This window comes from Methylobacterium oryzae (assembly GCF_021398735.1).
In the GTDB taxonomy this organism is placed as follows: domain Bacteria; phylum Pseudomonadota; class Alphaproteobacteria; order Rhizobiales; family Beijerinckiaceae; genus Methylobacterium.
Genome location: NZ_CP090349.1, coordinates 2,918,436 through 2,943,896, shown reverse-complemented (window position 1 = coordinate 2,943,896; position 25,461 = coordinate 2,918,436). Strand labels below are relative to the sequence as shown.

Annotated in this window: 28 protein-coding genes; 17 read left to right on the top strand and 11 right to left on the bottom strand. The window is 73.3% G+C overall.

Translation table 11 applies throughout. The features are described from left to right. Nucleotides 1-222 precede the first annotated feature (222 nt). The 7 genes from chlG to LXM90_RS14135 all read left to right on the top strand — a co-directional run bounded on the left by chlG (nt 223) and on the right by LXM90_RS14135 (nt 6,471). Complete coding sequence (gene chlG / locus LXM90_RS14165; RefSeq protein ID WP_091682495.1) at nt 223-1,107, top strand: chlorophyll synthase ChlG; 885 nt, start codon at nt 223-225, stop codon at nt 1,105-1,107. Further along, nucleotides 1,107-2,438: a BCD family MFS transporter gene (locus LXM90_RS14160; protein ID WP_091682497.1), complete on the top strand. Its 1,332-nt coding sequence runs from the start codon at nt 1,107-1,109 to the stop codon at nt 2,436-2,438. Before chlG ends, LXM90_RS14160 begins: the two co-directional genes overlap by 1 nt. 4 nt (nt 2,439-2,442) lie before the next feature. Then, nucleotides 2,443-3,669, top strand: coding sequence for a geranylgeranyl diphosphate reductase (locus LXM90_RS14155; RefSeq protein WP_234082909.1), 1,227 nt, complete (start codon nt 2,443-2,445; stop codon nt 3,667-3,669). Continuing rightward, nucleotides 3,666-4,163: a TspO/MBR family protein gene (locus LXM90_RS14150; RefSeq protein WP_020095242.1), complete on the top strand. Its 498-nt coding sequence runs from the start codon at nt 3,666-3,668 to the stop codon at nt 4,161-4,163. Before LXM90_RS14155 ends, LXM90_RS14150 begins: the two co-directional genes overlap by 4 nt. Further along, nucleotides 4,163-4,534 (top strand): hypothetical protein, encoded by a 372-nt coding sequence (locus tag LXM90_RS14145; RefSeq protein ID WP_020095241.1) that lies wholly within the window; start codon nt 4,163-4,165, stop codon nt 4,532-4,534. Before LXM90_RS14150 ends, LXM90_RS14145 begins: the two co-directional genes overlap by 1 nt. A 21-nt stretch (nt 4,535-4,555) precedes the next feature. Then, nucleotides 4,556-6,172, top strand: a complete 1,617-nt coding sequence (locus LXM90_RS14140; RefSeq protein ID WP_091682500.1) for a cytochrome c — start codon at nt 4,556-4,558, stop codon at nt 6,170-6,172. Nucleotides 6,173-6,297: 125 nt separating this feature from the next. Further along, the gene (locus LXM90_RS14135; RefSeq protein WP_012318839.1) at nt 6,298-6,471 is read left to right on the top strand and encodes a YqaE/Pmp3 family membrane protein; all 174 of its coding nucleotides are present in this window, start codon (nt 6,298-6,300) and stop codon (nt 6,469-6,471) included. 4 nt (nt 6,472-6,475) lie between these two features. On the opposite strand, the gene LXM90_RS14130 is transcribed toward LXM90_RS14135, so the two are convergent. After that, nucleotides 6,476-7,993 (bottom strand): L,D-transpeptidase family protein, encoded by a 1,518-nt coding sequence (locus LXM90_RS14130; protein ID WP_020095239.1) that lies wholly within the window; start codon nt 7,991-7,993, stop codon nt 6,476-6,478. Between the two features lie 153 nt (nt 7,994-8,146). Between LXM90_RS14130 and LXM90_RS14125 the strand changes: the two genes are divergently transcribed. Then, nucleotides 8,147-8,686, top strand: a complete 540-nt coding sequence (locus LXM90_RS14125; RefSeq protein WP_234082908.1) for a CCDC90 family protein — start codon at nt 8,147-8,149, stop codon at nt 8,684-8,686. A 57-nt stretch (nt 8,687-8,743) separates the two neighbouring features. On the opposite strand, the gene LXM90_RS14120 is transcribed toward LXM90_RS14125, so the two are convergent. The 5 genes from LXM90_RS14120 to LXM90_RS14100 form a co-directional block, all read right to left on the bottom strand. After that, nucleotides 8,744-9,475, bottom strand: coding sequence for a DUF1796 family putative cysteine peptidase (locus LXM90_RS14120; RefSeq protein WP_020095237.1), 732 nt, complete (start codon nt 9,473-9,475; stop codon nt 8,744-8,746). Continuing rightward, nucleotides 9,472-10,434 carry an acetyl-CoA carboxylase carboxyltransferase subunit alpha gene (locus LXM90_RS14115; protein WP_020095236.1) on the bottom strand — a complete coding sequence of 321 codons (963 nt, stop codon included), beginning with the start codon at nt 10,432-10,434 and terminating at the stop codon, nt 9,472-9,474. The genes LXM90_RS14120 and LXM90_RS14115 overlap by 4 nt, the downstream gene beginning before the upstream one ends. 127 nt (nt 10,435-10,561) lie before the next feature. Next, complete coding sequence (locus tag LXM90_RS14110) at nt 10,562-11,767, bottom strand: DUF2252 family protein (protein WP_234082905.1); 1,206 nt, start codon at nt 11,765-11,767, stop codon at nt 10,562-10,564. Between the two features lie 130 nt (nt 11,768-11,897). Then, nucleotides 11,898-13,271 carry a PleD family two-component system response regulator gene (locus LXM90_RS14105; RefSeq protein ID WP_091682506.1) on the bottom strand — a complete coding sequence of 458 codons (1,374 nt, stop codon included), beginning with the start codon at nt 13,269-13,271 and terminating at the stop codon, nt 11,898-11,900. Between the two features lie 170 nt (nt 13,272-13,441). Continuing rightward, on the bottom strand, nt 13,442-13,813 hold the full coding sequence (locus LXM90_RS14100) for a response regulator (RefSeq protein WP_007560977.1): 372 nt from the start codon (nt 13,811-13,813) through the stop codon (nt 13,442-13,444). Nucleotides 13,814-13,887: 74 nt separating this feature from the next. On the opposite strand from LXM90_RS14100, the gene LXM90_RS14095 reads away from it, so the two are divergent. Then, nucleotides 13,888-14,190 (top strand): DUF3572 domain-containing protein, encoded by a 303-nt coding sequence (locus tag LXM90_RS14095; RefSeq protein ID WP_307188484.1) that lies wholly within the window; start codon nt 13,888-13,890, stop codon nt 14,188-14,190. 9 nt (nt 14,191-14,199) lie between these two features. On the opposite strand, the gene LXM90_RS14090 is transcribed toward LXM90_RS14095, so the two are convergent. Both LXM90_RS14090 and LXM90_RS14085 read right to left on the bottom strand, forming a co-directional pair. Then, nucleotides 14,200-15,099, bottom strand: coding sequence for a cell envelope integrity EipB family protein (locus LXM90_RS14090; RefSeq protein ID WP_056523962.1), 900 nt, complete (start codon nt 15,097-15,099; stop codon nt 14,200-14,202). Nucleotides 15,100-15,184: 85 nt separating this feature from the next. Continuing rightward, complete coding sequence (locus LXM90_RS14085) at nt 15,185-17,077, bottom strand: ABC transporter ATP-binding protein (RefSeq protein WP_234082904.1); 1,893 nt, start codon at nt 17,075-17,077, stop codon at nt 15,185-15,187. 392 nt (nt 17,078-17,469) lie between these two features. Here LXM90_RS14085 and LXM90_RS32020 point away from each other — a divergent pair, with 392 nt between their 5' ends. The 3 genes from LXM90_RS32020 to LXM90_RS14070 all read left to right on the top strand — a co-directional run bounded on the left by LXM90_RS32020 (nt 17,470) and on the right by LXM90_RS14070 (nt 18,548). Next, nucleotides 17,470-17,781 carry a helix-hairpin-helix domain-containing protein gene (locus LXM90_RS32020; protein WP_326491903.1) on the top strand — a complete coding sequence of 104 codons (312 nt, stop codon included), beginning with the start codon at nt 17,470-17,472 and terminating at the stop codon, nt 17,779-17,781. 117 nt (nt 17,782-17,898) lie between these two features. After that, nucleotides 17,899-18,141 carry a type II toxin-antitoxin system VapB family antitoxin gene (locus LXM90_RS14075; RefSeq protein ID WP_020095229.1) on the top strand — a complete coding sequence of 81 codons (243 nt, stop codon included), beginning with the start codon at nt 17,899-17,901 and terminating at the stop codon, nt 18,139-18,141. 11 nt (nt 18,142-18,152) lie between these two features. After that, complete coding sequence (locus LXM90_RS14070; RefSeq protein WP_020095228.1) at nt 18,153-18,548, top strand: type II toxin-antitoxin system VapC family toxin; 396 nt, start codon at nt 18,153-18,155, stop codon at nt 18,546-18,548. A 63-nt stretch (nt 18,549-18,611) separates the two neighbouring features. Here LXM90_RS14070 and trpB read toward each other — a convergent pair whose 3' ends face one another. Continuing rightward, nucleotides 18,612-19,853 carry a tryptophan synthase subunit beta gene (gene trpB / locus LXM90_RS14065; RefSeq protein ID WP_020095227.1) on the bottom strand — a complete coding sequence of 414 codons (1,242 nt, stop codon included), beginning with the start codon at nt 19,851-19,853 and terminating at the stop codon, nt 18,612-18,614. 142 nt (nt 19,854-19,995) lie between these two features. On the opposite strand from trpB, the gene msrA reads away from it, so the two are divergent. Continuing rightward, nucleotides 19,996-20,724, top strand: coding sequence for a peptide-methionine (S)-S-oxide reductase MsrA (msrA, locus tag LXM90_RS14060; protein ID WP_020095226.1), 729 nt, complete (start codon nt 19,996-19,998; stop codon nt 20,722-20,724). Nucleotides 20,725-20,871: 147 nt separating this feature from the next. On the opposite strand, the gene LXM90_RS14055 is transcribed toward msrA, so the two are convergent. Beyond that, nucleotides 20,872-21,831, bottom strand: a complete 960-nt coding sequence (locus LXM90_RS14055) for a prephenate/arogenate dehydrogenase family protein (RefSeq protein ID WP_042673722.1) — start codon at nt 21,829-21,831, stop codon at nt 20,872-20,874. Beyond that, nucleotides 21,824-22,939, bottom strand: a complete 1,116-nt coding sequence (locus LXM90_RS14050) for a pyridoxal phosphate-dependent aminotransferase (RefSeq protein ID WP_234082902.1) — start codon at nt 22,937-22,939, stop codon at nt 21,824-21,826. The genes LXM90_RS14055 and LXM90_RS14050 overlap by 8 nt, the downstream gene beginning before the upstream one ends. Before the next feature lie 191 nt (nt 22,940-23,130). On the opposite strand from LXM90_RS14050, the gene LXM90_RS14045 reads away from it, so the two are divergent. The 4 genes from LXM90_RS14045 to metX all read left to right on the top strand — a co-directional run bounded on the left by LXM90_RS14045 (nt 23,131) and on the right by metX (nt 25,432). Continuing rightward, nucleotides 23,131-23,424, top strand: coding sequence for a hypothetical protein (locus tag LXM90_RS14045; protein ID WP_026605255.1), 294 nt, complete (start codon nt 23,131-23,133; stop codon nt 23,422-23,424). Nucleotides 23,425-23,595: 171 nt separating this feature from the next. Next, complete coding sequence (locus LXM90_RS14040) at nt 23,596-23,763, top strand: hypothetical protein (RefSeq protein ID WP_020095222.1); 168 nt, start codon at nt 23,596-23,598, stop codon at nt 23,761-23,763. Between the two features lie 121 nt (nt 23,764-23,884). After that, nucleotides 23,885-24,064 (top strand): hypothetical protein, encoded by a 180-nt coding sequence (locus LXM90_RS14035; protein ID WP_020095221.1) that lies wholly within the window; start codon nt 23,885-23,887, stop codon nt 24,062-24,064. A 162-nt stretch (nt 24,065-24,226) separates the two neighbouring features. Beyond that, on the top strand, nt 24,227-25,432 hold the full coding sequence (gene metX, locus LXM90_RS14030; RefSeq protein ID WP_020095220.1) for a homoserine O-acetyltransferase MetX: 1,206 nt from the start codon (nt 24,227-24,229) through the stop codon (nt 25,430-25,432). The last annotated feature ends 29 nt before the right edge of the window (nt 25,433-25,461 follow it).

Here is a 25,461-nt window from a genome sequence, read left to right as displayed (position 1 = left end):
TCCCGGAATCGTCCTCGCGGACGGGGGTCGCCGGGAGCGCCCGGGGCGCCGCCGGAGCGCCGGAAAGCGCCCGCGCGGGCGGTCCCGCCGGCACGGTTTTTCGGTGTTCCGGATAATGTATTTCTGGTCCGCCGCTGTATTTATTCGACAAACGTCGCGCACATGCTGGCGCGCGGTGTAAATCTGGCTTGACACCCCGCCGGGCGCCGGTAGCCTCCCGTCATGACCGCTACGCCCGCCCCGAGCGCAGTCATCGAGCTGCTGAAGCCGCTCACGTGGTTCGCGCCGATGTGGGCCTTCGCCTGCGGGGTGATCTCCTCGGGCCAGCCGGCCAGCGGCCAGTGGCCGGTGATCGCCGCCGGCATCCTGCTGGCCGGCCCGCTGGTCTGCGCCACCAGCCAGGCCGCCAACGACTGGTTCGACCGCCACGTCGACGCGATCAACGAGCCGAACCGGCCGATCCCCTCCGGGCGGATCCCGGGCCGCTGGGGGCTCTACCTCGCGCTCGCCTGGACGGCGCTGTCGCTGGCGGTGGCCGCCGCGCTCGGGCCCTGGATCCTCGGGGCCGCGCTGTTCGGGCTGGTCCTGGCTTGGATCTACTCGGCGCCGCCGGTGCGGCTGAAGCGGAACGGCTGGTGGGGCAACGCCGCGGTGGCGCTCTGCTACGAGGGGCTGCCCTGGTTCACCGGCGCCGCCGTCATGGCCGCCGCCCTGCCCGACCGGCGGGTGCTCCTGGTGGCGCTGCTCTACGCGGCCGGGGCCCACGGCATCATGACCCTCAACGACTTCAAGTCCGTGGAGGGCGACCGCCGGATGGGGCTGCTGTCGCTGCCGGTGCAGATGGGCTCCGAGCGCGCCGCGCGCTTCGCCTGCCTGGTCATGGCCCTGCCGCAGGTGGCGGTGATCGCGCTCCTCGTCGGCTGGGAGCGCTACTGGCACGCCGGCCTCGTCGCCGCGCTGCTCGCCGGGCAGTTCGCCCTGATGGCCCGGTTCCTGGAGAATCCCCGGGAGCGGGCGATCTGGTACAACGGCACCGGCACCACCCTCTACGTCCTCGGCATGCTGGTCTCGGCCTTCGCGCTGCGCCCGCTGGTGGGAGGGGCGTGATGGCACCGGACCCCGGCACGGGCCTCGGCTGGCCCCAGATCGTCCGCCTCGGCCTCGTCCAGACCGCGCTGGGCAGCGTCGTCGTGCTGATGACCGCCACCCTCAACCGGGTCATGGTGGTGGAATTGGCGCTGCCCGCCCTCGTGCCGGGCCTGCTGGTCGCCCTGCACTACGCCGTGCAGGTCCTGCGCCCGCGCTGGGGCTACGGCTCCGACCGCAGCGGCCGGCGCACCCCCTGGATCGTCGGCGGCATGGCGGCCCTCTGCCTCGGCGGGTTCGGCGCCGCCTGCGGCACCGCGCTGGCGGCCGAGAGCCTCGCCCTGGGGCTGGCGCTCGCCGCCCTCTCGTTCCTGTGCGTCGGCATGGGCGTCGGCGCGGCCGGGACCTCCCTCCTCGTCCTGCTCTCGGGCGGCGTCGCGCCGGCCCGGCGGGGCGCGGCCGCCACCGTCGTCTGGGTGATGATGATCGTCGGCTTCGCCGTCACGGCGCCGCTCGCCGGGCACTTCCTCGACCCGTTCTCCGGCCCGCGCCTCGTGGCGGTGTCGGGCACGGTCTCGCTCGTCGCCTTCTGCGTGGCGGCGCTCGCGGTCGCCGGCGTCGAGCGCCGCCTGCCGGTCCGGGCGCCCGAGCCCGCGGAGGCGCGCCGCCCGTTCTTCACCGTGCTGGCCCACGTGCTGGCCGACCCCGTGAGCCGGACCTTCACGATCTTCGTCTTCGTGTCGATGCTGGCCTACAGCGCCCAGGAGCTGATACTGGAGCCCTATGCCGGCCTCGTCTTCGCGATGAGCCCCGGCGCCACCACCAAGCTCGCCGGCCTCCAGCACGGCGGCGTGCTCGCCGGCATGCTGCTGGTGGCGGCGGTGACGCTCCTCGCCCGCGGCACCGTCCTCGCCTCCCTGCGGCTCTGGATCGGGATCGGCTGCGCCGGCTCGGCCGCCGCCCTCTTCGCCCTGGCGAGCGGCGCGGCGGCGGGATCGGACTTCCCCCTGCGCGCGACGGTCTTCGCCCTCGGGGTGGCCAACGGCGCCTACGCGGTCGCCGCCATCGGCTCGATGATGGCGCTCGCCGGCCGCGGCGACGCGCGGGAGCGCGGCACCCGCATGGGCGTCTGGGGCGCCGCGCAGGGCGTCGCCTTCGGGGCCGGCGGCTTCCTCGGGGCCGTGGCGGTCGACGCCGTCCGGCTGGTCACCGCCGAACCCGTCCAGGCCTACGCGGCGGTCTTCGCCGCGGAAGGGCTGCTGTTCCTCGTCGCGGTCGTCCTGGCGGCGCGGCTCGAACCCGCTCCGGCACCGGACACGGTGCCGCTCGATCCTGCCTTCAGCGCGAGGTGAGGCCATGGCCCGGTTGGATGATGGCGGCCCCGGCCGCGACAGCTACGACGTCGTCGTGGTCGGCGGCGGGCCGGCGGGCGCCACGGCGGCGACCGACCTCGCCCGGGCCGGCCACGCGGTGCTGCTCCTCGACAAGCCCGGCCGGATCAAGCCCTGCGGCGGCGCGATCCCGCCCCGGCTGATCCGGGACTTCGCGATCCCGGACGCGCTCCTGGTGGCGAAGATCCGGTCCGCCCGGATGGTGGCGCCGAGCGGCAAGGCCGTCGACATGCCGGTGGGCGAGGGATTCGTCGGCATGGTCGACCGCGAGCACTTCGACCCGTGGCTGCGCGAGCGGGCCGCGGCGGCCGGCGCCGACCTGCGCGCGGCGGCCTACGACCGGATCACCCGGCCCGACGACGGGCCGCCGCTGGTCCACTTCACCACCGGCGCGGGGGCCGGCCTCGCCCGCCACGCCGTCCGGGCCCGCCTCGTCCTCGGCGCCGACGGCGCCTGCTCGCCGGTCGGCCGCGCGGAGGTGCCGGGCCACGCCAGGATGCGGCAGGTCTTCGCCTATCACGAGATCCTGCGGGTCCCGGAGGCCGGCGCCCCCGGGGCCGGGTCTGTCGAGGCGACCCGCTGCGACGTCTACTACCAGGGCCGCCACTCGCCGGACTTCTACAGCTGGATCTTCCCCCACGGGGACACGCTGAGCATCGGCACCGGCAGCGCGCGGAAGGGGTTCTCGCTGCGCTCCTCGATCCGGGCCCTGCGCGCCGCCACCGGCCTCGACCACGCCGAGACCGTCCGCCGCGAGGGGGCGCCGCTGCCGCTGAAGCCCCTGAAGCGCTGGGACAACGGCCGGGACGTGCTGCTCGCGGGCGACGCCGCGGGCGTCGTCGCGCCGGCCTCCGGCGAGGGGATCTACTACGCGATGCTCGGCGGCCGGCTGTCGGCCGAGGCCGCGGCCGCCTTCCTGCGGACCGGGGACGCGCGCGCCCTCGCGGGCGCGCGGAAGCAGTTCATGAAGCTGCACGGGCGCGTGTTCTGGATCCTCGGGATGATGCAGTGGGTCTGGTACCGCAGCGACGGCCTGCGCGAGCGCTTCGTCTCGATCTGCCGGGACAAGGACGTCCAGCAGCTCACCTGGGACAGCTACATGAACAAGGAGCTGGTCCGCGCGAAGCCGGCCGCCCACGCGCGGATCTTCTTCAAGGACCTCGCGCACCTGTTCCGCTGGGTCTCGCCGTGAGCCTCGCCGCCGCCGATCTGGGACCGCCCGCGGTGGCGGCGGTCGCCGCCGTGCTGGTGGCCGTGGCCGGCGGCCTCGCGACCACGACGGACACGTGGTACCGGCGCCTGCGGGTCCCGGCCTGGAAGCCGCCGGACTGGGCCTTCGGCCCGGTCTGGGCGGTGATCTTCGCGCTCACCACCACGGCTGGCGTGCTGGCCTGGAACGGCGACGCCGACCCCGTCGCCCGGGGCGTCCTGCTGGCCGCCTACGCGGTGAACGGGGTGCTCAACATCGCCTGGAGCGTGCTGTTCTTCCGGTTCCGCCGGCCCGACTGGGCGCTGGCCGAGGTCGCGGTCCTGTGGCTGTCCATCGCCGTGCTGGTGCTGGTGACCGGCCGGGTCTCGGGCGCGGCGGGGCTCATGAACCTGCCCTACCTCGCCTGGGTCAGCGTCGCCGCCTGCCTGAACCTGCGGATCGTCCGCCTCAACGGGCCGTTCGCGGAGCCCGCCTGATGGGGGCGCTCCTCGACCCGGTCCTCGGCCCCGCCTTCGCGTCGGGCCGGATCGTCGACGGGATCCTGCTGCTCGTCGCCCTGGAGGCGCTCGCCCTCGCGTGGCTCGCCCGCCGGGGCGGCCCGCCGCTGCCGTCCCTGCTGGCCAACCTCGCCTCCGGCGCCGCCCTGATGCTGGCCCTGCGGGCGGCGCTCGTGGGGGCCGGCTGGGTCGCGGTCGCCGGGTGGATGCTCGCCGGGCTCGTCGCCCATCTCGCCGACCTCGGCCTGCGGGTCCGGGCGGCCACGGCACAACGCCGCAGCGCGGCGCCGGCCGGAACAACGCCCGCGACGGCCGCGTTCACGCGCGTCACAAGTTTCAAACAGCTCTAAAATCGGGATGGGAGACGCGGCATGCAGCGCACGAGAGCCCTCTCCTCCGGCCGCGCGGCCCCGACGCGGCTGGCCCCGATGCGGGCCGCCCCCTTCCTCGCGGGCCTGCTCCTGGCCGCGCCGGCACTGGCGCAGGACGGCTCGGCCGACCAGATCGAGCGCGGCAAGTACCTCGTGACGATGGGCGACTGCGCGGCCTGCCACACGGCGCCGGGCGGCAAGTACCTCGCCGGCAACTACGCGCTGAACATGCCCTTCGGCGTGATCATGACCCCCAACCTCACCCCCGACAAGGAGACGGGCCTCGGCAACTGGAGCTACGCCGACTTCGACCAGGCGTTCCGGCACGGCTACAGCAAGAACGTCGGCTACCTGTACCCGGCCTTCCCGTTCGCGTGGTTCACCAAGGTCACCGACGAGGACACCAAGGCGATCTGGGCCTATCTCCAGTCGGTCCCGGCCGTGAACGAGAAGCGGAAGGAGAGCCAGATCCCGTTCCCGTTCAGCGTCCGCACGGCGCTGGTGACGTGGCGGACGGCCTTCTTCACCGAGGAGCGCTTCAAGCCCGACCCGAAGGCCAGCGCCGAGGTGAACCGCGGCGGCTACCTCGTGGAGGGGCTCGGCCACTGCGCCATGTGCCACAACGAGAACAAGCTCGTCGGCAACTCGAGCTTCGCGGGCCGGTTCGGCGGCGGCGTGATCGACGGCTGGTACGCCCCCAACATCACCCCGGACGGCCACCAGGGCATCGGCGCCTGGACCGACGAGCAGGTGGTGACCTACCTCAAGACCGGCACCGCCCCGGGCGACCGGCCGGGCGTCGCCGCCGGGCCGATGCGCCAGACCATCATGGAATCCCTCTCCAAGGTGAAGGAGGAGGACCTGAAGGCCATGGTGGCGTACCTGCGCACCGTGCCGGCCAAGCAGACCTACAAGCCGAAGGACCTCACGGCCTTCGACACGCCCGACGCGCCCGGCGCCTCCACCTACCTGACCTACTGCTCCTCCTGCCACCAGCCCGACGGCAAGGGCATCGAGGGCGCGGTCCCGGCGCTCGCCGGCAACACCTCGGTCCAGTCCGAGGGCCCCGAGACGGTGCTGCGGGTGATCTACGGCGGGCTCGGCGCCCAGAGTGGGCTCGCCCCGATGGTGGCGATCGGCCAGCAGATGACCGACGTCGAGGTGAAGAACGTCACCGACTACATCCGCAATTCCTGGGGCAACAAGGCGCCGGTCGTGACCGGCGAGAAGGCCTCGGAGGCGCGCGCCGCCACCAAGACCATGCTGGCCGGCACGGCGCCCTGCGCGGAGATCGAGCAGGACAAGCTCAAGGCCGCCTTCGACAAGATCGGCCTGCAGGCGAGCCTGAAGGGCCTGAAGCAGCAGGACTTCGTCCCGACCCTCGCCCGGCTGGTGCAGCAGGTGAAGGCGGAGCCGACCGGGGTCACCGACGACGACATCGTCAACGGCCTGACCACGGCCTTCTGCAAGGTCGGCCGCGACGACCCGCAATACGGCAACCCGAGCTGGCCCGCGGTGATCGGCACCTTCGCGAACGTCGCCTACAGCCAGGTGAAGCACCCGGAGAAGCAGGCCGCCAACGTCCCCTCGGCCACCACGCCGCCGGCGAAGAACTGAGGCGCCGCCCCCGCGGCCCCGGCCTGCCGGGGTCTTCGGGGCCGGTTCGGGGTCAGATCGGGCGGAACGGATAAAACCGTGTTTCGTTGGAGCCGGGACGTGCCGACCTCACGCCCGGAGTCCCCGTGTCCAGCCTCGTCCGCATCCTGCTCGCGATCTTCTTCCCGCCGATCGCCGTGCTCGTCACCACGGGCTTCGGCCTTCAGTTCCTGCTGAACATCCTGCTGTGGATCCTGGGCTGGCTGCCCGGCACGGTCCACGCCCTGTGGCTGATGAACCGCGACCGGCCGCTGGTCTGAACCGTCAGGGCTTCCGGCCCTCGGGCTCGCCCTTCCGGAGGGCGGGCTTCTCCGCCTTCGCGTCGGCCTTCGACTCACCCTTGCCCTCGACCTTCGCGGTCTTCACCGCGTGGGCCCTGGCGGCCTTCGGCGCGACCGTCTCGGCGGCGTGGGCGACCTTCGCCGGCTCCGGCGCCGCCGCGGGCACGACCGCGGCGGCGACCGCCGGGGCCGCGGGCGCCGCCGGGGCCGGCTTGTCCTTGGCGAAGAGCTGGCCGAACAGCTTCTGGTAGCTGCTCGCATCGCCGTCCGCGTCCGCCACCGCGATGCGAGCGGGCTTGTCGGGCAGGGCCGCCGTGGTCTCGACCTGCGCGTCGGGATCGGCGCGGTTCGCCATGAGCGTCGTGGGCGTCGTGGGCGCCGCTGGCTCCCGCCCGTGCCCCTTGCCGCCGGCCTTCGCGGCGCGGGTCGCGGCCGCCGGCTCGGCGCCGGCCAGCATCGTGGGCTGGCCCTTCGGCGCGAGCTCGATCTCCTGCGGGCCGGCCGCCAGGGTCTCGGGTCGGCTCACGTCGCCGAGATTGTGCCGGCCGTACTCCTTGGCGTCGTAGGGCAGGACCGTCTCGGTGCCGCCGAGGCTCGCGAAGGCGCTGGCGTTCTGCGGGCGGAAGACCGGGTTCTGGCCGCCGTCCTGGTAGACGACCCGCACCGCCGGCGTGCCCTTGGCGACGAGGTCGGCGACCGCGTGCGTGTCGCGCGCGCTCTTCTCGGCCACCAGCGGGTCGACCCGCGGCTTGCACGAGCCGGCGGCCGCGTCGGCCCCGCCGAACACGTACTTGGTCCCGCACTGGCCGACCTTCGGCTCCTCGTGCAGGGCCTCGAAATAGTCGGAGCCCTCCTTGAGGTTCTGCCAGAAGGCGATGTTCGGATCGTTGCGGAACTTGGCCATGTTCTCGGCCGTCATCCGGAACGGGTAGGACTGGAACTGGAAGCTGCGCTGGCCGCCGATGAACGCGTCGCGGGCGACGGCGTAGATCTCCGCGATGGTGGCGTCGGTCATGGCGAAGCAGCCCGCCGACGAGCAGGTGCCGTGCACCATCAGGTACTTGCCGGTGCGGCCGTTGGCCCGGTCGACGGCGTTCGGGAAGCCCGTGTCGAACGAGAGATAGTACGACGAGTTCGGGTTCATCAGGCCCGGGGTGATCGTGTAGAAGCCCTCGGGCGCCTGCCGGTCGCCCTCGCGGGTCTTCGGCCCGAGCTGGCCGGACCAGCGGCAGATCGGGTAGGTCTTCAGGAGGGCGTAGCGGCCGTCGCTCCCCCGCTTCCAGATCTCCATCTCCGCCTCCTTCTTGAAGGTGCGGATCAGGATCGGGTCGGAGGGCTGCATCCCCTTGGACTGCATCAACGCGACGGTCTGGGGGGCGATCGGCGCGAGGCTGCGCGCGCTCGGGCCGTTGATCCCGGAACCGTCCTGGCAGGCGGCGAGCGACAGGGCCAGCAGGGACGCCGCCGCCAGCAGTCGCGCGGTCGCGAGACGCGCCGTCATGGGGAACCTCGATCGTCTTACGCGCGCCCGCGGGCCTTGCTGGCCGCGTCGGGTGCCACTCCCCAACCCAATAGGCTCGTTAAGCTTGCGCCTTCCTTACCGCAAGGACCCGGCTGCAACACTGGATTGTTCTCGGGTGTGGAGAGCCCGCGCATGCGCGCTATCCACAGCGCGCCGCGGCGGGGTCGCGGGACGGCGCCGTTCGAGCCGCAGGGCCGCGCGGCGATCCATGCTGTGCTCGTGCGCGGTCCCGCCCGCGGTCCGGCCTGCCGGCCCGGTGCGCGGACCGGTGGGCTCCCAGGCGGAGCGGACGCGTGCGACCGCGCCGGGCGCCCAACTTTGAGCTGCTTGCCTCGGCGGGATGAAGGCGCCACGTTCGCGGAGGCTGCCATCCGGATTCGGCCGATCGACCCGGACGGCTCGAACACGCGAACGTCGCCCATGACGGCCCTCTCGCTCGACACGCACGCCCTCGTCCGTCGCCTGCGGGCGACCGGCCTGTCAGAGGATCAGGCCGAGGCGATCACCGCGGCGATCCGCGAGAGTCGGGATTCCGATCTGACGAACCTCGTCACCAAGACCGATCTGGCCGAAGCGAAGTTCGACATCATGAAATGGGTGATCGGCTCGATCGGCTTCCAGACGATCGTCATCGTCGGCGCGATCGTTGCCCTGTCGCGCGCCGCGCATTGACGGCCGCCCCGGGAGCCGACCGTCCGCCGCCCCGCAACGTCGCCCCCGGGCGCCCGCTCAGGCGAACAGAGCCGGCCGCCGCGCCGCCTCGGCGCGGATGATCGCCACCAGCGCCGCGTCGTCGGCCGGGTCGGCGAGCCGCAGGCCGACCGGCTCCGAGGGCGTCTGCACGGTGAGCCAGCGCAGGGTGGGCCGGAGGTCGAGCGCCTCGACCACCGCCATGCGCGGGTGCCCGGTCTCGAGCTGCACGAAGGTCAGGTGGTTGCGGCTGGCGCGCTGCCCGAGCAGGTCGTCGATCGCCTCGACCACGTCGCGGGGCGTGTGCAGATGGGTCATCATCCAGAGGCGGTTGTCGGTGCCCGGCGTGTCGAGGGCCCGGCGCAGCCGGCGCACGCCCTCGGTGAGGAAGGCGTAGTCCGCCTCGCTCGTCGCCGGGTCGTGGTGGTTGAACACGCACTCGAGGCCGTGCCGCTCCCGGTAGAGGCGGTGGCGTCCCCGCCAGATGCCGGGGCCGCGCCGCTCGGCCTCCGGGATGCTCTCCAGCTGGCCCCGGTCGACGAGCGCCGCGAAGTCGTCGGCGAGGCAGTCCCGGGCCATGCCGGGCATGGAGAAGATCCAGTCGAGGGGCCCCGACCACTGGCGCAGGTCGAGCGTCTTGAGGACGTGCGCCATCTGGCAATTGCAGCCCAGGGAGGCGTGGTTGTGCCGGCCCGGCTCCCGCGCGTCGCGCCGGCCGAGCAGCCGGCCGAGCGCGCCGAACAGGCCCCCCGTCGCCCCGGGCTCGCTCACAGGGTCCGGCCGATCGCCAGGAACTTCTCGGCGCGCCGGTCGCGGACCTCGACGGGCGAGAGGCCGTCGAACTGCGCGAGGGCGTCGGCGATGGCGTCGCCCGCGGCCCGGATCGCCGCCTCGCGGTCGCGGTGCGCCCCGCCGGTGGCCTCCGGGATGATCGCGTCGATGACGCCGAGCCGCAGCAGGTCCTGGGCGGTGATCTTCATGGCGGTCGCGGCGTCCGACGCGCGGCCCTGGTCGCGCCACAGGATCGAGGCGGCGCCCTCCGGCGAGATCACCCCGTAGATCGCGTGCTCCAGCATCAGCACCCGGTTGGCGGTGGCGAGCGCGATCGCGCCGCCCGAGCCGCCCTCCCCGATCACCACGGCGACGTTGGGCACGCCGAGCGCGAGGCAGGCCTCGGTCGAGCGGGCGATGGCCTCGGCCTGGCCGCGCTCCTCCGCCTCGATGCCCGGATAGGCGCCGGCGGTGTCCACGAAGGCGAGGACCGGCAGACCGAACCGGTCGGCGGTCTCCATGAGGCGGACCGCCTTGCGGTAGCCCTCGGGCCGGGCCATCCCGAAATTGTGGCGCAGCCGCGCCTCGGTGGTGGCGCCCTTCTCCTGGCCGAGCACCAGGACCGGCCGGCCGCGGAACCGGCCGAACCCGCCCAGGATCGCCTCGTCCTCGCCGAAGCTGCGGTCGCCGGCCAGCGGGGTGAACTCGGTGATGAGCCCGTCGCGGTAGTCCACGAAGTGCGGCCGCTGCGGGTGGCGGGCCACCTGGGTCTTCTGCCAGGGGGTCAGATTCGCGTAGATCTCGGCGAGCGCCTGGCCGGCCTTGGCCTCGAGCCGGCCGACCTCCTCGGCGATGGAGACCGCGCCGTCGCGCGCGCTCACGGCGCGCAGCTCCTCGAGCTTCGCCTCCAGCTCGGCCACTGGCTTCTCGAAGTCGAGGTAGGTGCGCGTCACCGCCATCGTATCACAGGTCTTCCCGGGGTCCGCCGCGCGAGAGGCGGCGGGCGCGAGGTGTTGGCGATGGCGGGGATGGTGTCAACCGGCGTCGTGGCGGAAGCGCCCCGGGTCCGGGCCGGTCAGGGCCGCGTCAGGCCGCGTCCAGCGCCTCCCGGGCGATCCGGCGGCAATGCTCCAGGTAGCCGCGCTGGTGCGCGCCCATCAGGTCGGTGACCACCGACCAGAGCCAGCCGGGGGCGTCGGGGCCCGGGCCCGGCGCCCGCACGGCGTCGATCCAGGCCCGGCGGTCGGCCGCGCCCATCTGGCGGCCGTGGGCCCGGCCCAGGATGGCGGCGAGGTGCCGGGAGACGCGGACCGCCTCGCCGCGGGAGAACTGCTCGGCGTCGATCTTGAGATCCTGCGGCAGCAGCTCGCGGACCGTGACGGGCGTGCCGCCGATGTGGCCGGCGACCATCCGGTCGCCGAGGTTGGGCGACAGCGCCCGCGCCCCCGCGACGACCCGCGCGGCGTGGTCGGGCGGCACCGCGATCCCGGCGGCCGGCGCGAGGTGCGGCACCGCCTCCTTGACGTCGAGGAGGGCGAGCTGCGGGCGGTCGCCGCCCAGCACCTCCACCAGGGCGGCGTAGCGCAGGCGCCCGAGGGAGCTGCAGCCCTTGATCCAGTAGGCGGCGTCGAGCAGCCGGATCTCGGCGTCGTCGGCCGCGCTGCCGAGCGCCAGGACGAGGCGGCGGATCTCCGGGTCGCGGATCAGCGCCGTCAGCGAGTCCTGCTCGTCGGCGTCGAGGTCGAAGAACCGGCTGCCCCGCGGGAGCCGGGCGGCCTTGCCCTTCAGGCGCTCGCGCGAGAGGTGGCGCCAGCGCCGGCCGAGCGCCCGCCGCTTCGTCGTGACGACGATCTCGGACGGGTCCACGCCCCGCTCGGCCCCCTCGGGATCGGCGATCCCGTCGGCGTAGCCGTCCGCCATGGCGTCCATCATCCGGGCGGTGACGATGCCCGGCAGGGTCGCGTTGAGCGCCGCGGTGACCAGGGAGAGCGCGAGCCGGACGAGGTCGAAGGCCGGGTTCGCCACCACGGTCTGGTCGAGGTCGCGGATCTGGATGTCGATCCCGCCGTCCGGGCCGGCGAGCGCGCCGAGATTGCCGAGATGCGCGTCGCCGCAGATCCAGACGGGCGGCCCCTCGGGCAGGGTGCCGGCCGGCATCCCGGCGAGCAGCTCGTAGAACCGCGCCGTGCTGCCGCGGACGTAGGCGTGCGGCGAGGACGCGATCTTGCACAGGCGGCGGTGGTTCAGCACGCTCGCGTCGCGGCCGGATCGGGCCGGTACCTGCATGTCCATGGGTTCGGTCCCGCGCGCCGCTCCGCCGGCCTCGACGGGCCGGCCGAATCCGATAACACGGCGAGGCCGGCCTTTTCATCCGCGCGCGCGGGCGCGCGTATTGACGCGGGGACGCCTGTCAGGCCGCCGGTCAGGCCGCCTGCGACTCGACCCGGTTCCGGCCCGCCGCCTTGGCCCGGTAGAGGGCGAGGTCGGCCCGGCGGAGCATGTCGGCGGGGCCGAGATCCTCGCCGCGGCGCACGGCGACGCCGATCGAGACCGTCACCGACACGGTCCGGGTCGCCCCCTGCACGGTGAACGGCACCGCCTCGACGCGCTCGCGGATGCGCTCGGCGATGCCCTGCGCCTCGACGAGGCCCGCCTCCGGCAGGATCACCACCACCTCCTCGCCGCCGTAGCGCGCCACGATGTCGATCGGCCGCGTGTGCTGGCGGACCCGCTCGGCGAAGCCGCGCAGCACCTCGTCGCCGGCCTCGTGGCCGAAGCTGTCGTTGATCCCCTTGAAGTGGTCGATGTCGAGGATCAGCGCGGCGAGGCTCGCCCGGCGGGCGGCCTCGTCGCCGAACAGGGTGCCGAGGTGGCTGTCGAGGTAGCGCCGGTTGTGCAGGCCGGTGAGCGCGTCGGTCACGGCCATCTGCAGGGAGGCCTGCATCGCCCCCCGGAGCGCGTCGGTGAAGCGCTTGCGCTTCACCTGGGTGCGGACCCGGGCCATCAGCTCGTTGCGGTCGACCGGCCGCATCAGGAAGTCGTGCACGCCGAAATCGAGCCCGCGGACCACCCGGGCGCGGTCATACTCCTCGGCGAGCATGATCAGCGGCATCGCCCGGGTCCGGTCGAGGGACCGGAGCTGGCTGCACAGGCGCAGGCCGTCGAAGCCGGTGAGGTCGAGGCTCACGAGGGCGAGGTCGAAGGACTCCTCGGCGGCGAGGCGCAGGGCCTCCTGCGGGTCGGGCTCGACCGTGACCACGTGGTGCTGGCGCAGGGCCCCGGCGAGGCGCTCGGCCGAGCCGGGCCGGTCCTCGATCAGCAGGATCCGGGCGTCGAGGCCGGTCTCGGCGGTGGCGAGCGCCAGGGGATCGCCGATCCCGAACTCCCGGGAGGCGAGCGCGCGCTGGCGCAGCTCGTCCGTCACGGCCTTGAGCCGCACGAGGCTGCGCACCCGGGTGAACAGGGCGGTGTCGTCCACCGGCTTGGTCAGGAAGTCGTCGGCCCCGGCGTCGAGGCCGCGCAGGCGGTCCGCGGGCTGGTCGAGGGCCGTGACCATCACCACCGGGATGTGGGCCGTGAGCGGGTTGTTCTTGAGATGCCGGCAGACCTCGAACCCGTCCATGCCGGGCATCATCACGTCGAGCAGGACGAGGTCGCAGAGGCCCTTCTCGCAGATCGCGATCGCGTCCCGGCCGTTCATGGCCGCGAGCGTGTCGAAATATTCCAGGCCGAGCTTCGTCTCCAGAAGCCTGACGTTCGGGAACAGATCGTCGACGATCAGGACACGGGCCGACATGGTTCCTCGTGCGGGCGCGGGTGAGCGGCCCGGACCGGGCGCCGTGTGCCGTGGGGGCGCGCCGCCGGTCGGCCGCCGGGGCCGGGGCGGACACGACGGGACGGACGGTTGAACCGGTCACCCGGCCCGGCGCGGCCGGGGGTCCGGTTCAACGGCACGCCTCGCCGGCGTCAACGCGGTTCAAGATAGGCCCGAACCGTTGCCAAAAACTTCGCGACCGAGATCGGCTTCGACAGGTAGGCCTCGCAGCCGCCCTCGCGGATCCGCTCCTCGTCGCCCTTCATGGCGAAAGCCGTGATGGCGATCACCGGGATGCTCTTGAGGTCGTCGTCCTCCTTGAGCCACTTCGTCACCTCGAGGCCGGAGACCTCGGGGAGCTGGATGTCCATGAGGATCAGGTCGGGGTGATGGGCGCGCGCCAGCTCGATCGCCTCGATGCCGTGGGCGGTCTTGAGCGTCGCGTAGCCGTTCGCCTCCAGGAGATCGTTGAACAGCTTCATGTTCAACTCGTTGTCCTCGACGATCAGCACCGTCTTCTTCATGATCCGTTGTCCCGGTGCGCGCCGATCATGATTAGCGGGCCGTGAAGCCCCTCCGTCACCTTTGTAGCGTTCACATGTTGATGAATGGCAAACCTCTTCAAGGGCATGAGTCGGCCGAACGGCTCGCCCTGGACGTTCTGTTGTGGATCGCTGGGGACGACGACCGTCTCCTGCCCTTCCTGGCGGCGAGCGGCCTGAGCCCCGACACGCTCCGCGCGAGCGCCCGGGAGCCGGCCTTCTTGGTCGGCGTCCTCGACCACGTGATGGGCGACGAGAACGTGCTGGTCGCCTGCGCGAACGGCCTCGGGATCAAGCCGGAGCGGATCGCCGCGGCCTGGCAGGCGCTCTCGCCGCGGCCGGACGACGCATGGGCGTGAGGCGGGGCCTCAGGGCGTGCAGCCCTTGCCCGCCTCCCTGTCGGCCCGCCCCGCCTTGGCGTCGATGTCGAGGGCGGTCATGTCGCCCAGGATGGCGAAGTCGCCGTAATCGAGCTTGAGCGCGCCGCTGACGCCGTTCTCGTAGAGGTCGAAGCCGAGGGTGTAGATCGGCGTCCGCTCCCCGGCGCCCTCGGTGTAGTAGCTGAGGCGGACCGGCCAGCGCGGCATGGTGGCCAGCGACCCGTCGCGCAGGGGCTTGTCGCGGGTCGAGCCGGAGGCCGGGGCCGGGCCGGTCGCGGCGTGGCCGATCACCGCGAAGGTGTCGTAGACCTTCCGGCCGTCGTCCGAGCCGTCGAAGACCTTGACCGCGAGGGTCGACTGGCCGGCCCGCGCTGCCTCGATCAGACGGCGCATGTGCTCGCTCGGGAACAGGACCGGCCCCTCCACGGTGAACGGCTTGGGGCCGCCCTTCAGCTTCACCGTCAGGGCGTCGCCCTGCTCGGAGGCGGTCCCGTCCACGGGGGCGGCGGGCTTGTTGTTGGTGAGCGTCGTCGTCTTGAACCGGAACTCGCGCCCCTGCCCGCCCTCGAAGGTGGTGCTGCGCATGTCGGACAGGCGCGCGCCGGTCTCGCCGGAGGACAGCTCCGTCACTTGCCGGGTCTGCATCGTGTAGCCGCGGCAGGCGTCGCCCCGGAAGTCGATGACGATGCGCCCGCGGGCGCTCTCCACCGAGCGGGTGCCGCCGCCCTCGGCCAGCGACAGGTCGTAGACCGCGCGGTGGTTGGCGAGCACGATCTCGGGCGCCGGCGGCTTGGCCTCCGGTTCGGGCCCGGCGGGCGGGGCCGCGCGGGCGGGCCCGGCGCAGACGAGAAGGCCGGCCGTCAGCAGTGGGAAGAGGCGCAGGCGCATGGACAACCCCGGTTCGGTCCGCCGCAGATAGCAGGCTCAGGGAATCGGGCAATGCTTGGGCCGCCCCGGCGACGCGCCGGCCGGCCTACCGGTAGCCCTCGGCCTGGAGGGCGAACAGCTCGGCGTAGCGGCCGCCCCGCGCCATGAGGGCGGCGTGGCTGCCCTCCTCCAGGACCCGGCCGCCCTCCAGGACGAGGATGCGGTCGGCCATGCGCACGGTGGAGAAGCGGTGCGAGATCAGCACCGTCGTCCGCCCGGCCGACAATTCCCGGAACCGGGCGAAGACGTCGTGCTCGGCCCGGGCGTCGAGGGCGGCGGTCGGCTCGTCCAGGATCAGGATCTCGGCCTCGCGCATGTAGGCCCGGGACAGCGCGACCTTCTGCCACTCGCCCCCGGAGAGGTCGAGGCCGCCGGCGAAGCGCTTGCCCAGCGGCTGGGCGTAGCCCCCGGGCAGGCGCTCGATCACCGGGGCCGCGAGCCCGCGGGCCGCCGCGGCCGCGATGCGGTCCGCGTCGTCGGCGGCCGCGATCCGGCCGACCGCGACGTTCTCCCCGGCGGTGAGGTCGAAGCGGACGAAGTCCTGGAAGATCGCCCCGATCCGCGCCCGCAGGTCGTCGAGGTCGTAGGCGGCCAGCGGCACGCCGTCGAGGAGCACGCGGCCCTCGTGCGGGTCGTACAGCCGGGTCATCAGCTTGACGATCGTGGTCTTGCCGGCGCCGTTGCCGCCGACCAGCGCCACCGTCTCCCCGGCCCGGACGGCGAAGGAGAGGTCGCGCAGCGCCCAGACCTGCGTGCCCGGGTAGCGGTAGCCGACCCCCTCGAAGACCAGCCCCGCGCGGATCGGGCTCGGCACCGGCGCGGGCCGCGCGGGCGAGCGGATCTGCGGCCGGATCGCGAAGAAGGCGTAGAAGTCCTCGAGGTACTGCGCCTGGCCGGTGATCTGGGTCAGCCCGAGGAGCAGCCCCTCCAGGCCGCCACGCAGCCGCTGGAACGCGCCGGCCAGGAAGGCGAGGTCGCCCACCGAGAAGGCGCCCGCCACCGTCCGCCAGACGATCACCGCGTAGGCGGCGTAGTAGGCGAGCGTCCCGAGGCTCGCGAAGGCGAAGCCCCAGCCGGCCCGGGCGACCGCGAGGCCGCGGTTCTCGGCGAGCAGCCGCCCCGCCACCGCGGCGTAGAGCCCGGTGAGGTAGCCCGCGAGGCCGAAGAGCTTGATCTCCTTGGCGGTCTCGACGCTGGCGCCGAGGTAGCGCAGGTAGTCGATCCGCCGCCGCTCGGGGCTGCGGATCCAGGCGAGGCGGTAGCCGGCCTTGGTGAAGTGCCACTCGTTGAGCACCGCCGGGACCAGGGCGGCGGCGATCAGCACGACGAGCCAGGGCGTGAAGGCCGCGACCCCGACCGCCAGGGTCGCGAGGGTGAGCAGGCCCTGCAGCTGGCCGAACACCGTGCCGATGAGGCCGGTGCGGCCGCTGACCTGCCGGCGGGCCCGCTCCAGCCGGTCCTGCTGGGCGCTGTCCTCGAACTGGGCGAGGTCGAGCTCGGCGGCGTGCGCCATCAGCCGCAGGGAGGCCGCGTTGGCGTAGAGGTCGCCGATCAGGGTCTCGACGAGGCTCGAGAGCCGGCCGGTCAGGTCCGAGAGCAGGGCGAGGCCGAACTCGGCGGCGACGAGGCCGGCGAGCCGCGCCCGGCCGGGATCGGCGAGCCACGAAGCGAGCCCCGCCTCCGGCGCCGGCCGGGCGTGCTCGGCCACGATCCCGTCGAGGATCAGCTTGGCGAGGTAGAGGGTCAGGACCGGCAGGCAGGCCGCCACGAGGCGCAGCGACAGGCTCGCCGCCAGCAGGCGCGGGCTCGCGGCGGCGATCTCCCGGAACAGGGTCGGCAGGTAGCGCAGGGCGCCGACGCGCGCGCCCAGGCGCTTGCCGAGTCGCTCACCCAGCCGCCGACGCAGTCCCGCCCCCGGCCGCGGTACGGGCCCGCTCATACCCTGGGGATGACCCGCCGGGTTTGGAGCGTGGATTGGACGACGCGCAAGGACAGCATTAACTGTAGATGCATATAGTTTTAATCCTCGTCGAGTGGTGCGTGCTCAGCGGTCCTGCAATTCTCAGAGTTTCGGTTCTCCTCATCATTGCCGGCATCCTCGCGGCGGTGGTGCAGGCCCTGCTGCCGAGCCCCGCGCCCGGACCGGCGACTCCGCCCGCGTCCGCTCCGGAAACACCGGCGGCCCCCCAGCCCTCGGCCACGGTCCGGCGCGTCGAGCCGCCTCCTGCGGCTACTGCGGCGCCGCCCGCCCCGGCCGCTCCGTCCGCCCCGCCCGCGGCGGCGGTCGAGCCGGCCCCCGCCCCGTCCGGCGGCGCTCCGGCGCCGACGCAGATGCCCTCCGACGCGACGGCCTTCCCCGCCGAGCCGCCCCCGCGGGAGGCGCAGCCCGATCCGTCGGCGCAGGAGGCGGCCGGTCAGGCCGAGGTCGACCGGGCGGAGGACAGCGCCGGTCCCCGGGCCCTGGCCATCCTCGATCTCAACACCGCCTCGGTGGCGGATCTCAATCACCTGCGCGGCGGCGGCGCCATCGGCCGGGCGATCGTCGCCAAGCGGCCCTACACGTCGGTGGAGCAGCTGCTGTCGAAGCGCGTGCTCAGCCGGTCGGTCTACGAGAAGATCAAGGATCAGGTGACTGTGCGGTGACCGTGCGGTGACCGTGCGGTGAGCGGCCGCGGCCCGGCGACCCGCTCCGGCCCGCTCCGCCTTGCGGCGTCCGAGGATATAAATTAGCGCTGTGCGGGATATCCCAGGGGTCCGCGCATGCCGCTCTACGTCAAGGATCCGCAGGTCGACGCCCTCGCGGCCCAGCTCATGGCGTTGCTGGGCACGAGCAAGACCGACGCGGTGCGCCGCGCGCTTCAGAACGAGATCGCCCGCCAGACGAACCGGCCCGATCTCGTCGAGCGGACGGCCGACTTCGTCCGTGCCCTGCACGAGCGTGCCGGTCCGGACCGGAAGCCCGCCGACGCGGCGTTCATCGACGGTCTGTACGAGCGCACCTGAGGCGGGACCCGATGTTCGTGGATGCGTCGGCCCTCACGGCGATCCTCACCGACGAGACGGATGCGGCCGCCCTGGCGGCCCGGCTTCAGCGGGCGCTGCGCCGCGTGACGTCGCCCCTGGCGGTCTGGGAAACCGGCGTGGCCTTGGCGCGCCACCTCGATCTCCCGGTCCCGGCCGCCCGCGAGGCGGTGCACGCCTATCTCGACCTCGCCGGCATCGAGATCGTGGCCGTCCCGCCGGAGGCCGAAGCGGGCGCGCTGGACGCCTACGACCGCTTCGGCAAGGGCCGGCACCCGGCCGGCCTGAACTTCGGCGACTGCTTCGCCTACGCCTGTGCCCGCGCCCACGGCATCCCGCTGCTCCACAAGGGCAACGACTTCCCGCTCACGGACATCGAGACCGCCTGAGGCCGACGGTCCGCGCGCGGGACAGGCGGGGCGCGGCGGGCGGAGGACTGCCGCCGCGCGCCCTCAGATCTTCGTGCCGAAGATCTCGGCCACCTGCGGGATGTCCTTGTCGCCGCGGCCCGACATGTTGAGCACCATGAGGTGCTCGGCCGGGCGCTGCGGCGCGAGCTCCAGGATCTTGGACAGGGCGTGGGCCGGCTCCAGGGCCGGGATGATCCCCTCCAGCATCGAGCAGAGCTTGAACGCCTCCAGCGTCTCGGAATCGGTCGCCGACAGGTACGTGACCCGGCCCATCTCGTGCAGCCACGCGTGCTCGGGGCCGATGCCCGGATAGTCGAGGCCCGCCGAGATCGAGTGCGCGTCGGCGATCTGGCCGTCCCCGTCCATCAGCAGGTAGGTGCGGTTGCCGTGCAGCACGCCCGGCTTGCCGCCGGTGAGCGAGGCCGCGTGCAGGCCCGACTGGACGCCGTGGCCCGCGGCCTCGACGCCGAAGATCTCGACCTCGCGGTCGTCCAGGAACGGGTGGAACAGCCCCATGGCGTTCGAGCCGCCGCCGATGCAGGCGACGAGGGAATCCGGGATCCGGCCCTCCTGGGCGATCATCTGCTCGCGGGTCTCGCGGCCGATCACCGACTGGAAGTCGCGGACCATGGCCGGGTACGGGTGCGGGCCCGCCACCGTGCCGATGCAGTAGAACGTGTCGGCGACGTTGGTGACCCAGTCGCGCAGCGCCTCGTTCATGGCGTCCTTGAGGGTCTTGGTGCCGGATTCCACCGGGATCACCTCGGCGCCGAGCATCTTCATGCGGAAGACGTTGGGCGCCTGCCGGGCGACGTCGACCGCGCCCATGTAGACGACGCACTTGAGGCCGAAGCGCGCGCAGAGCGTGGCGGTGGCGACGCCGTGCTGGCCGGCGCCGGTCTCGGCGATGATCCGCGGCTTGCCCATGCGGCGGGCCAGCAGGATCTGGCCCAGCACGTTGTTCACCTTGTGGGAGCCGGTATGGTTCAGCTCCTCGCGCTTGAAATAGACCTTGGCGCCCTGCCCCGCCGGCGCCTTGGCGCGCAGGTGCTCGGTGAGGCGCTCGGCGTAGTAGAGCGGGCTCGGCCGGCCGATATAGTGGGTGCCGTAGCTCTCCATCTCGGCCTGGAAGGTCGGGTCCTGCTTGGCCGCGTCGTAGGCCGCCTCCAGCTCGAGGATCAGCGGCATCAGCGTCTCGGCGACGAAGCGGCCGCCGAAGATGCCGAAGCGGCCGCGCTCGTCGGGGCCGGTGCGGAAGGAGTTGGGCTCGGGGGCGATGGTCACGGGACGGATCCTGCGCGCGCGTGTCGATCTGTTGCCGGGTGCCTAGACCCATGTCGCCGTCACCGCAATGCGGCCAGCCGCGCGCGTAACCGGATCGGGCGCCGGCGCGAACGGGCTGTCAGCATCCGGCAGGAGGTTGACCATGGCCCTTCGCGACACGTTCCGCACCCTCTCCCGCCCGGTCCTCGGGGCGGGGCTCGGGCTCGGGCTCGCGGGCGCCGTCCTGCTCCCCCGGCTCCCGGCCTTCGCCGAGGAGGCGCCCCGGCGCCTGCCGGAGGCCGTGACCCGCTCCGCCGAGCCGCCGGGGCCGCGCGTGGCCGTCTTCGCCGGCGGCTGCTTCTGGGGCGTGCAGGGGGTGTTCCAGCACGTGCGCGGGGTGAGCGGCGCGGTGTCGGGCTACGCCGGCGGCACCCGCGCGGAGGCCGATTACCGCACCGTGAGCGGCGGCGGGACCGGCCACGCCGAGGCCGTGTCGGTCACCTACGACCCGTCGGTCATCCGCTACGACGAGCTGCTGCGGATCTTCTTCTCGGTGGCCCTCGACCCGACCCAGGTGGATCGCCAGGGACCCGATGCCGGGCGCCAGTACCGCTCGGCCCTGTTCCCGCAGGACGCCGACCAGGCGCGGGTGGCCGGGGCCTACATCGCCCAGCTCGACGCGGCCCAGGCCTACGCGCGGCCGGTCGCCACCCGGATCGAGCCGGGCGCCGCGTTCTACCCGGCGGAAGGCTACCACCAGGACTTCATGGCCCTGCACCCCGGCCACCCGTACATCGCCGCCAACGACGCGCCGAAGCTCGAGGCCCTGAAGCAGCTGTTCCCGGAGCGGACGGCCGCGCAGCCGGTGCTGGTCAACCGCCCGCCGGCTTGAGCGCTCCCCGTCATCGCGAGCGCAGCGAAGCGACCCAGGGCAGCGCGACATCCCCCACAGCGTAGAGCCACCCTGGATTGCTTCGCTGCGCTCGCAAAGACGGCGCTGAGGGACCCAGTCCGTGTGAGGGTCGGTCCGCTGCCTTCCCTATTCCTCCGGCGGACGCGGCCGGCCGAAATCCGGGGCCGCGGTCTCCTGGCCCTGCGCCACGATGCTGCGCCGGATCGCCCGGGTGCGGGTGAACATCGCGTGGAGCGCGTCGCCGTCGCCCCAGCGCACCGCCTTGGCGAGCGCCGACAGGTCCTCGTTGAACCGGCCGAGCATCTCCAGCACCGCCTCGCGGTTGTTGAGGAAGATGTCCCGCCACATGGTCGGGTCCGACGCCGCGATGCGGGTGAAGTCGCGGAACCCGCTCGCCGAGAACTTGATCACCTCGGACTGCGTCGCCGCCTCGAGGTCGGCCGCGGTGCCGACGATGTTGTAGGCGATCAGGTGCGGCAGGTGGCTGGTGATGGCGAGCACGTGGTCGTGGTGCTCGGCGCTCATCGTCTCGACGTCGGCGCCCATCCCCGCCCACAGGGCGCGGACGGTCTCGATCGCCGCCGGATCGGTGCCCTCGGGCGGGGTCAGGATGCACCAGCGGCCCTGGAACAGGGTCGCGAAGCCCGCGTCCGGCCCCGAGAACTCGGTCCCGGCGATCGGGTGCCCGGGGACCAGCGCGACGCCCTCGGGCAGGTGCGGCCGGACCGCCGCCACCACGGCGCCCTTCACCGAGCCGACATCCGACACGATCGCGCCGGGCTTGAGATGCGGCGCCATCTCGGCCGCCGCCGCCCCGATCGCGCCCACCGGCACGCACAGGATGACGAGGTCGGTGCCGGCGGCGCCCTCCGCCGGGTCGCCCGTGACGACGTCGGCGATGCCGAGCTCGCGCACCCGGGCGCGCACGGCCGCGTCGCGGTCCACCGCCACGATGGTCCGGGCGAGGCCGTAGCGGCGCGCCGCCCGGGCGATCGAGGAGCCGATCAGCCCGAGGCCGACGATGGCGAGGCGGCCGATAGCGGGCGCCTCGGTCCCGGGCGCCCCGGCCACGGACGTCTCAGCCATGCCGGCCCCGCACGAAGTCGCCGAGCGCGGCCAGGAAGGCTTTGTTCGCCTCGGCCCCGGCGACCGTCACCCGCAGGGCGTTGGGCAGGCCGTAGGCGGTGACCCGCCGGGTGATGAGGCCGCGCTCGGTCAGGAACGCGTCCGCGTCCTCCGCCGAGCGGCCCGGCGCGTCGGGGAAGTGGATCAGCAGGAAGTTCGCGACGCTCAGCGTGACCTCCAGGCCGAGCGCGCGGGCGCCCTCGGTGAGCTTCGGCAGCCACTCGGCATTGTGGGCGGCGGCGGCAGCCATGTGCGCCTCGTCGGCGATGGCGGCCGAGCCCGCGGCGATCGCCGGGCCCGAGACGTTGAACGGGCCCCGGATCCGGTTGACCGCGTCCGCCACGTGCGCCGGCGCGACCATCCAGCCGATCCGCACGGAGGCGAGGCCGTGGATCTTCGAGAAGGTGCGGGTCATCACGACGTTCTCGGCCTCGAGGGCCAGCTCGAGCCCGGCCGAGTAGTCGTTCGCGCGGACGTACTCGGCGTAGGCGCCGTCGATCACCAGCAGCACGTGCGGCGGCAGGCCGGCGTGGAGGCGGCGGATCTCGTCGAAGGGCAGGTAGGTGCCGGTCGGGTTGTTGGGGTTCGTGACGTAGACGATCCGGGTCCGGTCGGTGACCCGGGCCAGGATCGCGTCGACGTCGACGGTGAGGTCGCGCTCGGGCGCGACCACGGGCTCGCCGCCCGAGGCCAGGATGGCGATCCGGTAGACGAGGAATCCGTGCTCCGAGTAGATCCCCTCGGTGCCCGGCCCGCCATACGCGTAGGCCAGCAGCGACAGGAGCTCGTCCGAGCCCGCGCCGCAGACGATCCGCTCGGGGTCGAGCCCGTAGCGCCGGGCGATGGCGGTGCGCAGCACCGTGGCGCGCCCGTCCGGGTAGGTCTCGAGCTTGGAAGTCGCCGCGTGGAGGGCGGCCAGCGCCGCCGGGCTCGGGCCGAGGGGCGTCTCGTTGGAGGACAGCTTGTAGACCTTGCCGCCCCCGGGCCGCCCGCTCTTGCCGGGCACGTAGGTGTCGATCGCCAGGACGCCGGGACGCGGTTCCGGACGGGCGGGTCGGGGGGCGGACATTGCGGTGCGACTCGGGATGCGCGGGGTTCGGTCGGTTCCGCGCCCGTCTACAGCATTTCCTCGGCCGGTGAACCCGGGGCCGACTCCGGAGGTGGCGGCCCGACCCTGCCGGGGCGACTTGTCCGGCCCCACGGAGTCGTGCCTGTATGCCGGCGCTCCGCCGAAAGGCGCCCAACACGAAGGATCCCCGCATGCCCCTCGAACGCTACCTGGACGGCGGCGCCCACATCCTCCCCGCCGACGACTCGCTGATCCGCTTCGCCATGACGAACGGCCAGCGGGTGATCGCGGTCGAGGTCCCGGTTCCCGTGCTGCGCCAGCAGTTCGGCGGCGCCGACCTCGCCCCCCTGGAGCTGTTCGCCCGCAATCAGCCGGTGATCGAGGCCGCGGCGAGCCAGGCCTACGACCGCACCGAGACCCCCAACGACCTCCTCGATCTGGGCCCGGAGGATTTCGACACCCGGCCGGCCTCGGCCAGGACCTGATCGGCGGGACTTCATCGGCGGGACTTCAACCAGCGCGATCCATCCGGGGCGCCGCGGCAAATCGGCGACGCGCAAATGCCGCGGGGCACTCGCCACGTTTCGGCCTGTTGAACCGGGAGAACAGGGGCGCGTCGGGCGTGCCCCGACCCGCAACCCCTGGATGGATCGACGATGCCCGGTGACCTGATCCCCTGCAGCCTCTTCCTGATCGGGATCCTCGTTTCGGTCGCCGCGGATTGCCGCCTGCGGCGCGCCGAGGCGGCGCCCTGGGCCAACGGCTGCATCACGGCCGCCGGCGCCGCCCTGGTCTTCGCGGCCTGCGCGGCCGCCATGCGCTGAGGCGCCGGCTGAGGCGTCGGCGAGGAACCGTCAGACACCGGACGGACTTTCCCAGCGGCAACCGGGGGCGCGCCGAGACGCGCGGCGCCCCCGGTCGCGCGGCTGTCCGGGCGAGGTTCCCATGGTTTCGATGCAGGCCCTGATCGGCTGCGGTCTCGTGCTCGCCGGCATGCTGATCGAGAGCGCGGCGAGCCGGCACTGGCGGGCGGGCGTCCGCGCGGACCGTCTGGATGCCCGGGCCGCCCTCGCGCTCGGCCTGCCCGCCCTGGGGCTCGCCGTGATGGCCGCCCCGATCGCGTGAGCGACCCGACCGGGCCTGACCGTCCGGCCCGCCCGCGTTGACGCTCGGCCCCCCGCGCATTACCTCGGCGGGGCTGGCCGCGTCGGGCGAGTGCGGCGCGTCAGGCGATCCCGTGCTCTCCCGGTTCGGATCCGAACCGATACACGGTCGTCAAGACCCGCCATGGACACCCAAACGGACACGGCCCTGAGGCCGGACCCGATCGACGAGCCGGCGCGGCGCGCGTCCGAGCGCTCGCAGGCGCTCGACCCGAGGAGCCCGGTGGCGCGCTTCGCCGCCGACACGCCCCTGCTCACCGACGCGGGCGTCGAGCTCGCGCCCTTCCAGATCGCCTACCAGACCGCCGGCACGCTCAACGCCGCGCGCTCGAACGCGGTCCTGATCTGCCACGCGCTGACCGGCGACCAGTACTTCGCCCACACCCACCCGGTGACCGGCAAGCCCGGCTGGTGGGAGACGCTGGTCGGCCCCGGCAAGCCGATCGACACGGACCGCTACTTCGTCGTCTGCTCGAACGTCATCGGCTCGTGCATGGGCTCCACCGGCCCGGCCTCGATCGACCCGGCGACGGGGCGGCCCTACGGGCTGAACTTCCCGCTGGTGACGATCCGCGACATGGTCCGGGCCCAGGCAATGCTGCTGGAGCATCTCGGCATCCGGGACCTGTTCCTGTGCATCGGCGGCTCGATGGGCGGGATGCAGGTGCTGCAATGGGCGGCGCTCTATCCCGAGCGCGTCTTCGCCGCGATGCCGATCGCCACCGGCGCCCGCCACTCGGCGCAGAACATCGCCTTCCACGAGGTCGGCCGGCAGGCGATCATGGCCGACCCCGCCTGGGCGGACGGGCGCTACCTCGAGGCGGGCACCCGGCCCGCCAAGGGGCTCGGCGTCGCCCGGATGGGCGCGCACATCACCTACCTGTCCGAGCCGGCGCTGCACCGGAAGTTCGGCCGGCGCTTCCAGGGCGGCACGGCGCCGACCTTCTCGTTCAACGCCGATTTCCAGATCGAGAGCTACCTGCGCCACCAGGGCCTGAGCTTCGTCGAGCGGTTCGACGCCAACGCTTACCTCTACCTGACCCGGGCGATGGACTATTTCGACCTCGCCGAGGACCACGGCGGCGTGCTCGCCAACGCCTTCCGGGGCACCAAGACCCGCTTCTGCGTGATCTCGTTCACCTCGGACTGGCTGTTCCCGACCCGCGACTCCCGGGCGATCGTCCACGCGCTCAACGCCGCTGCGGCGCCGGTGGCCTTCGTGGAGGTCGAGAGCGACAAGGGCCACGACGCCTTCCTGCTCGACGAGCCGGCGATGTTCTCCGCGGCCCGCGGCTTCATCGACGCCGCCGCCCGGGCGCGCGGGCTGTGACGCGGATGGCGAGCGGCGGGCCCGGCAAG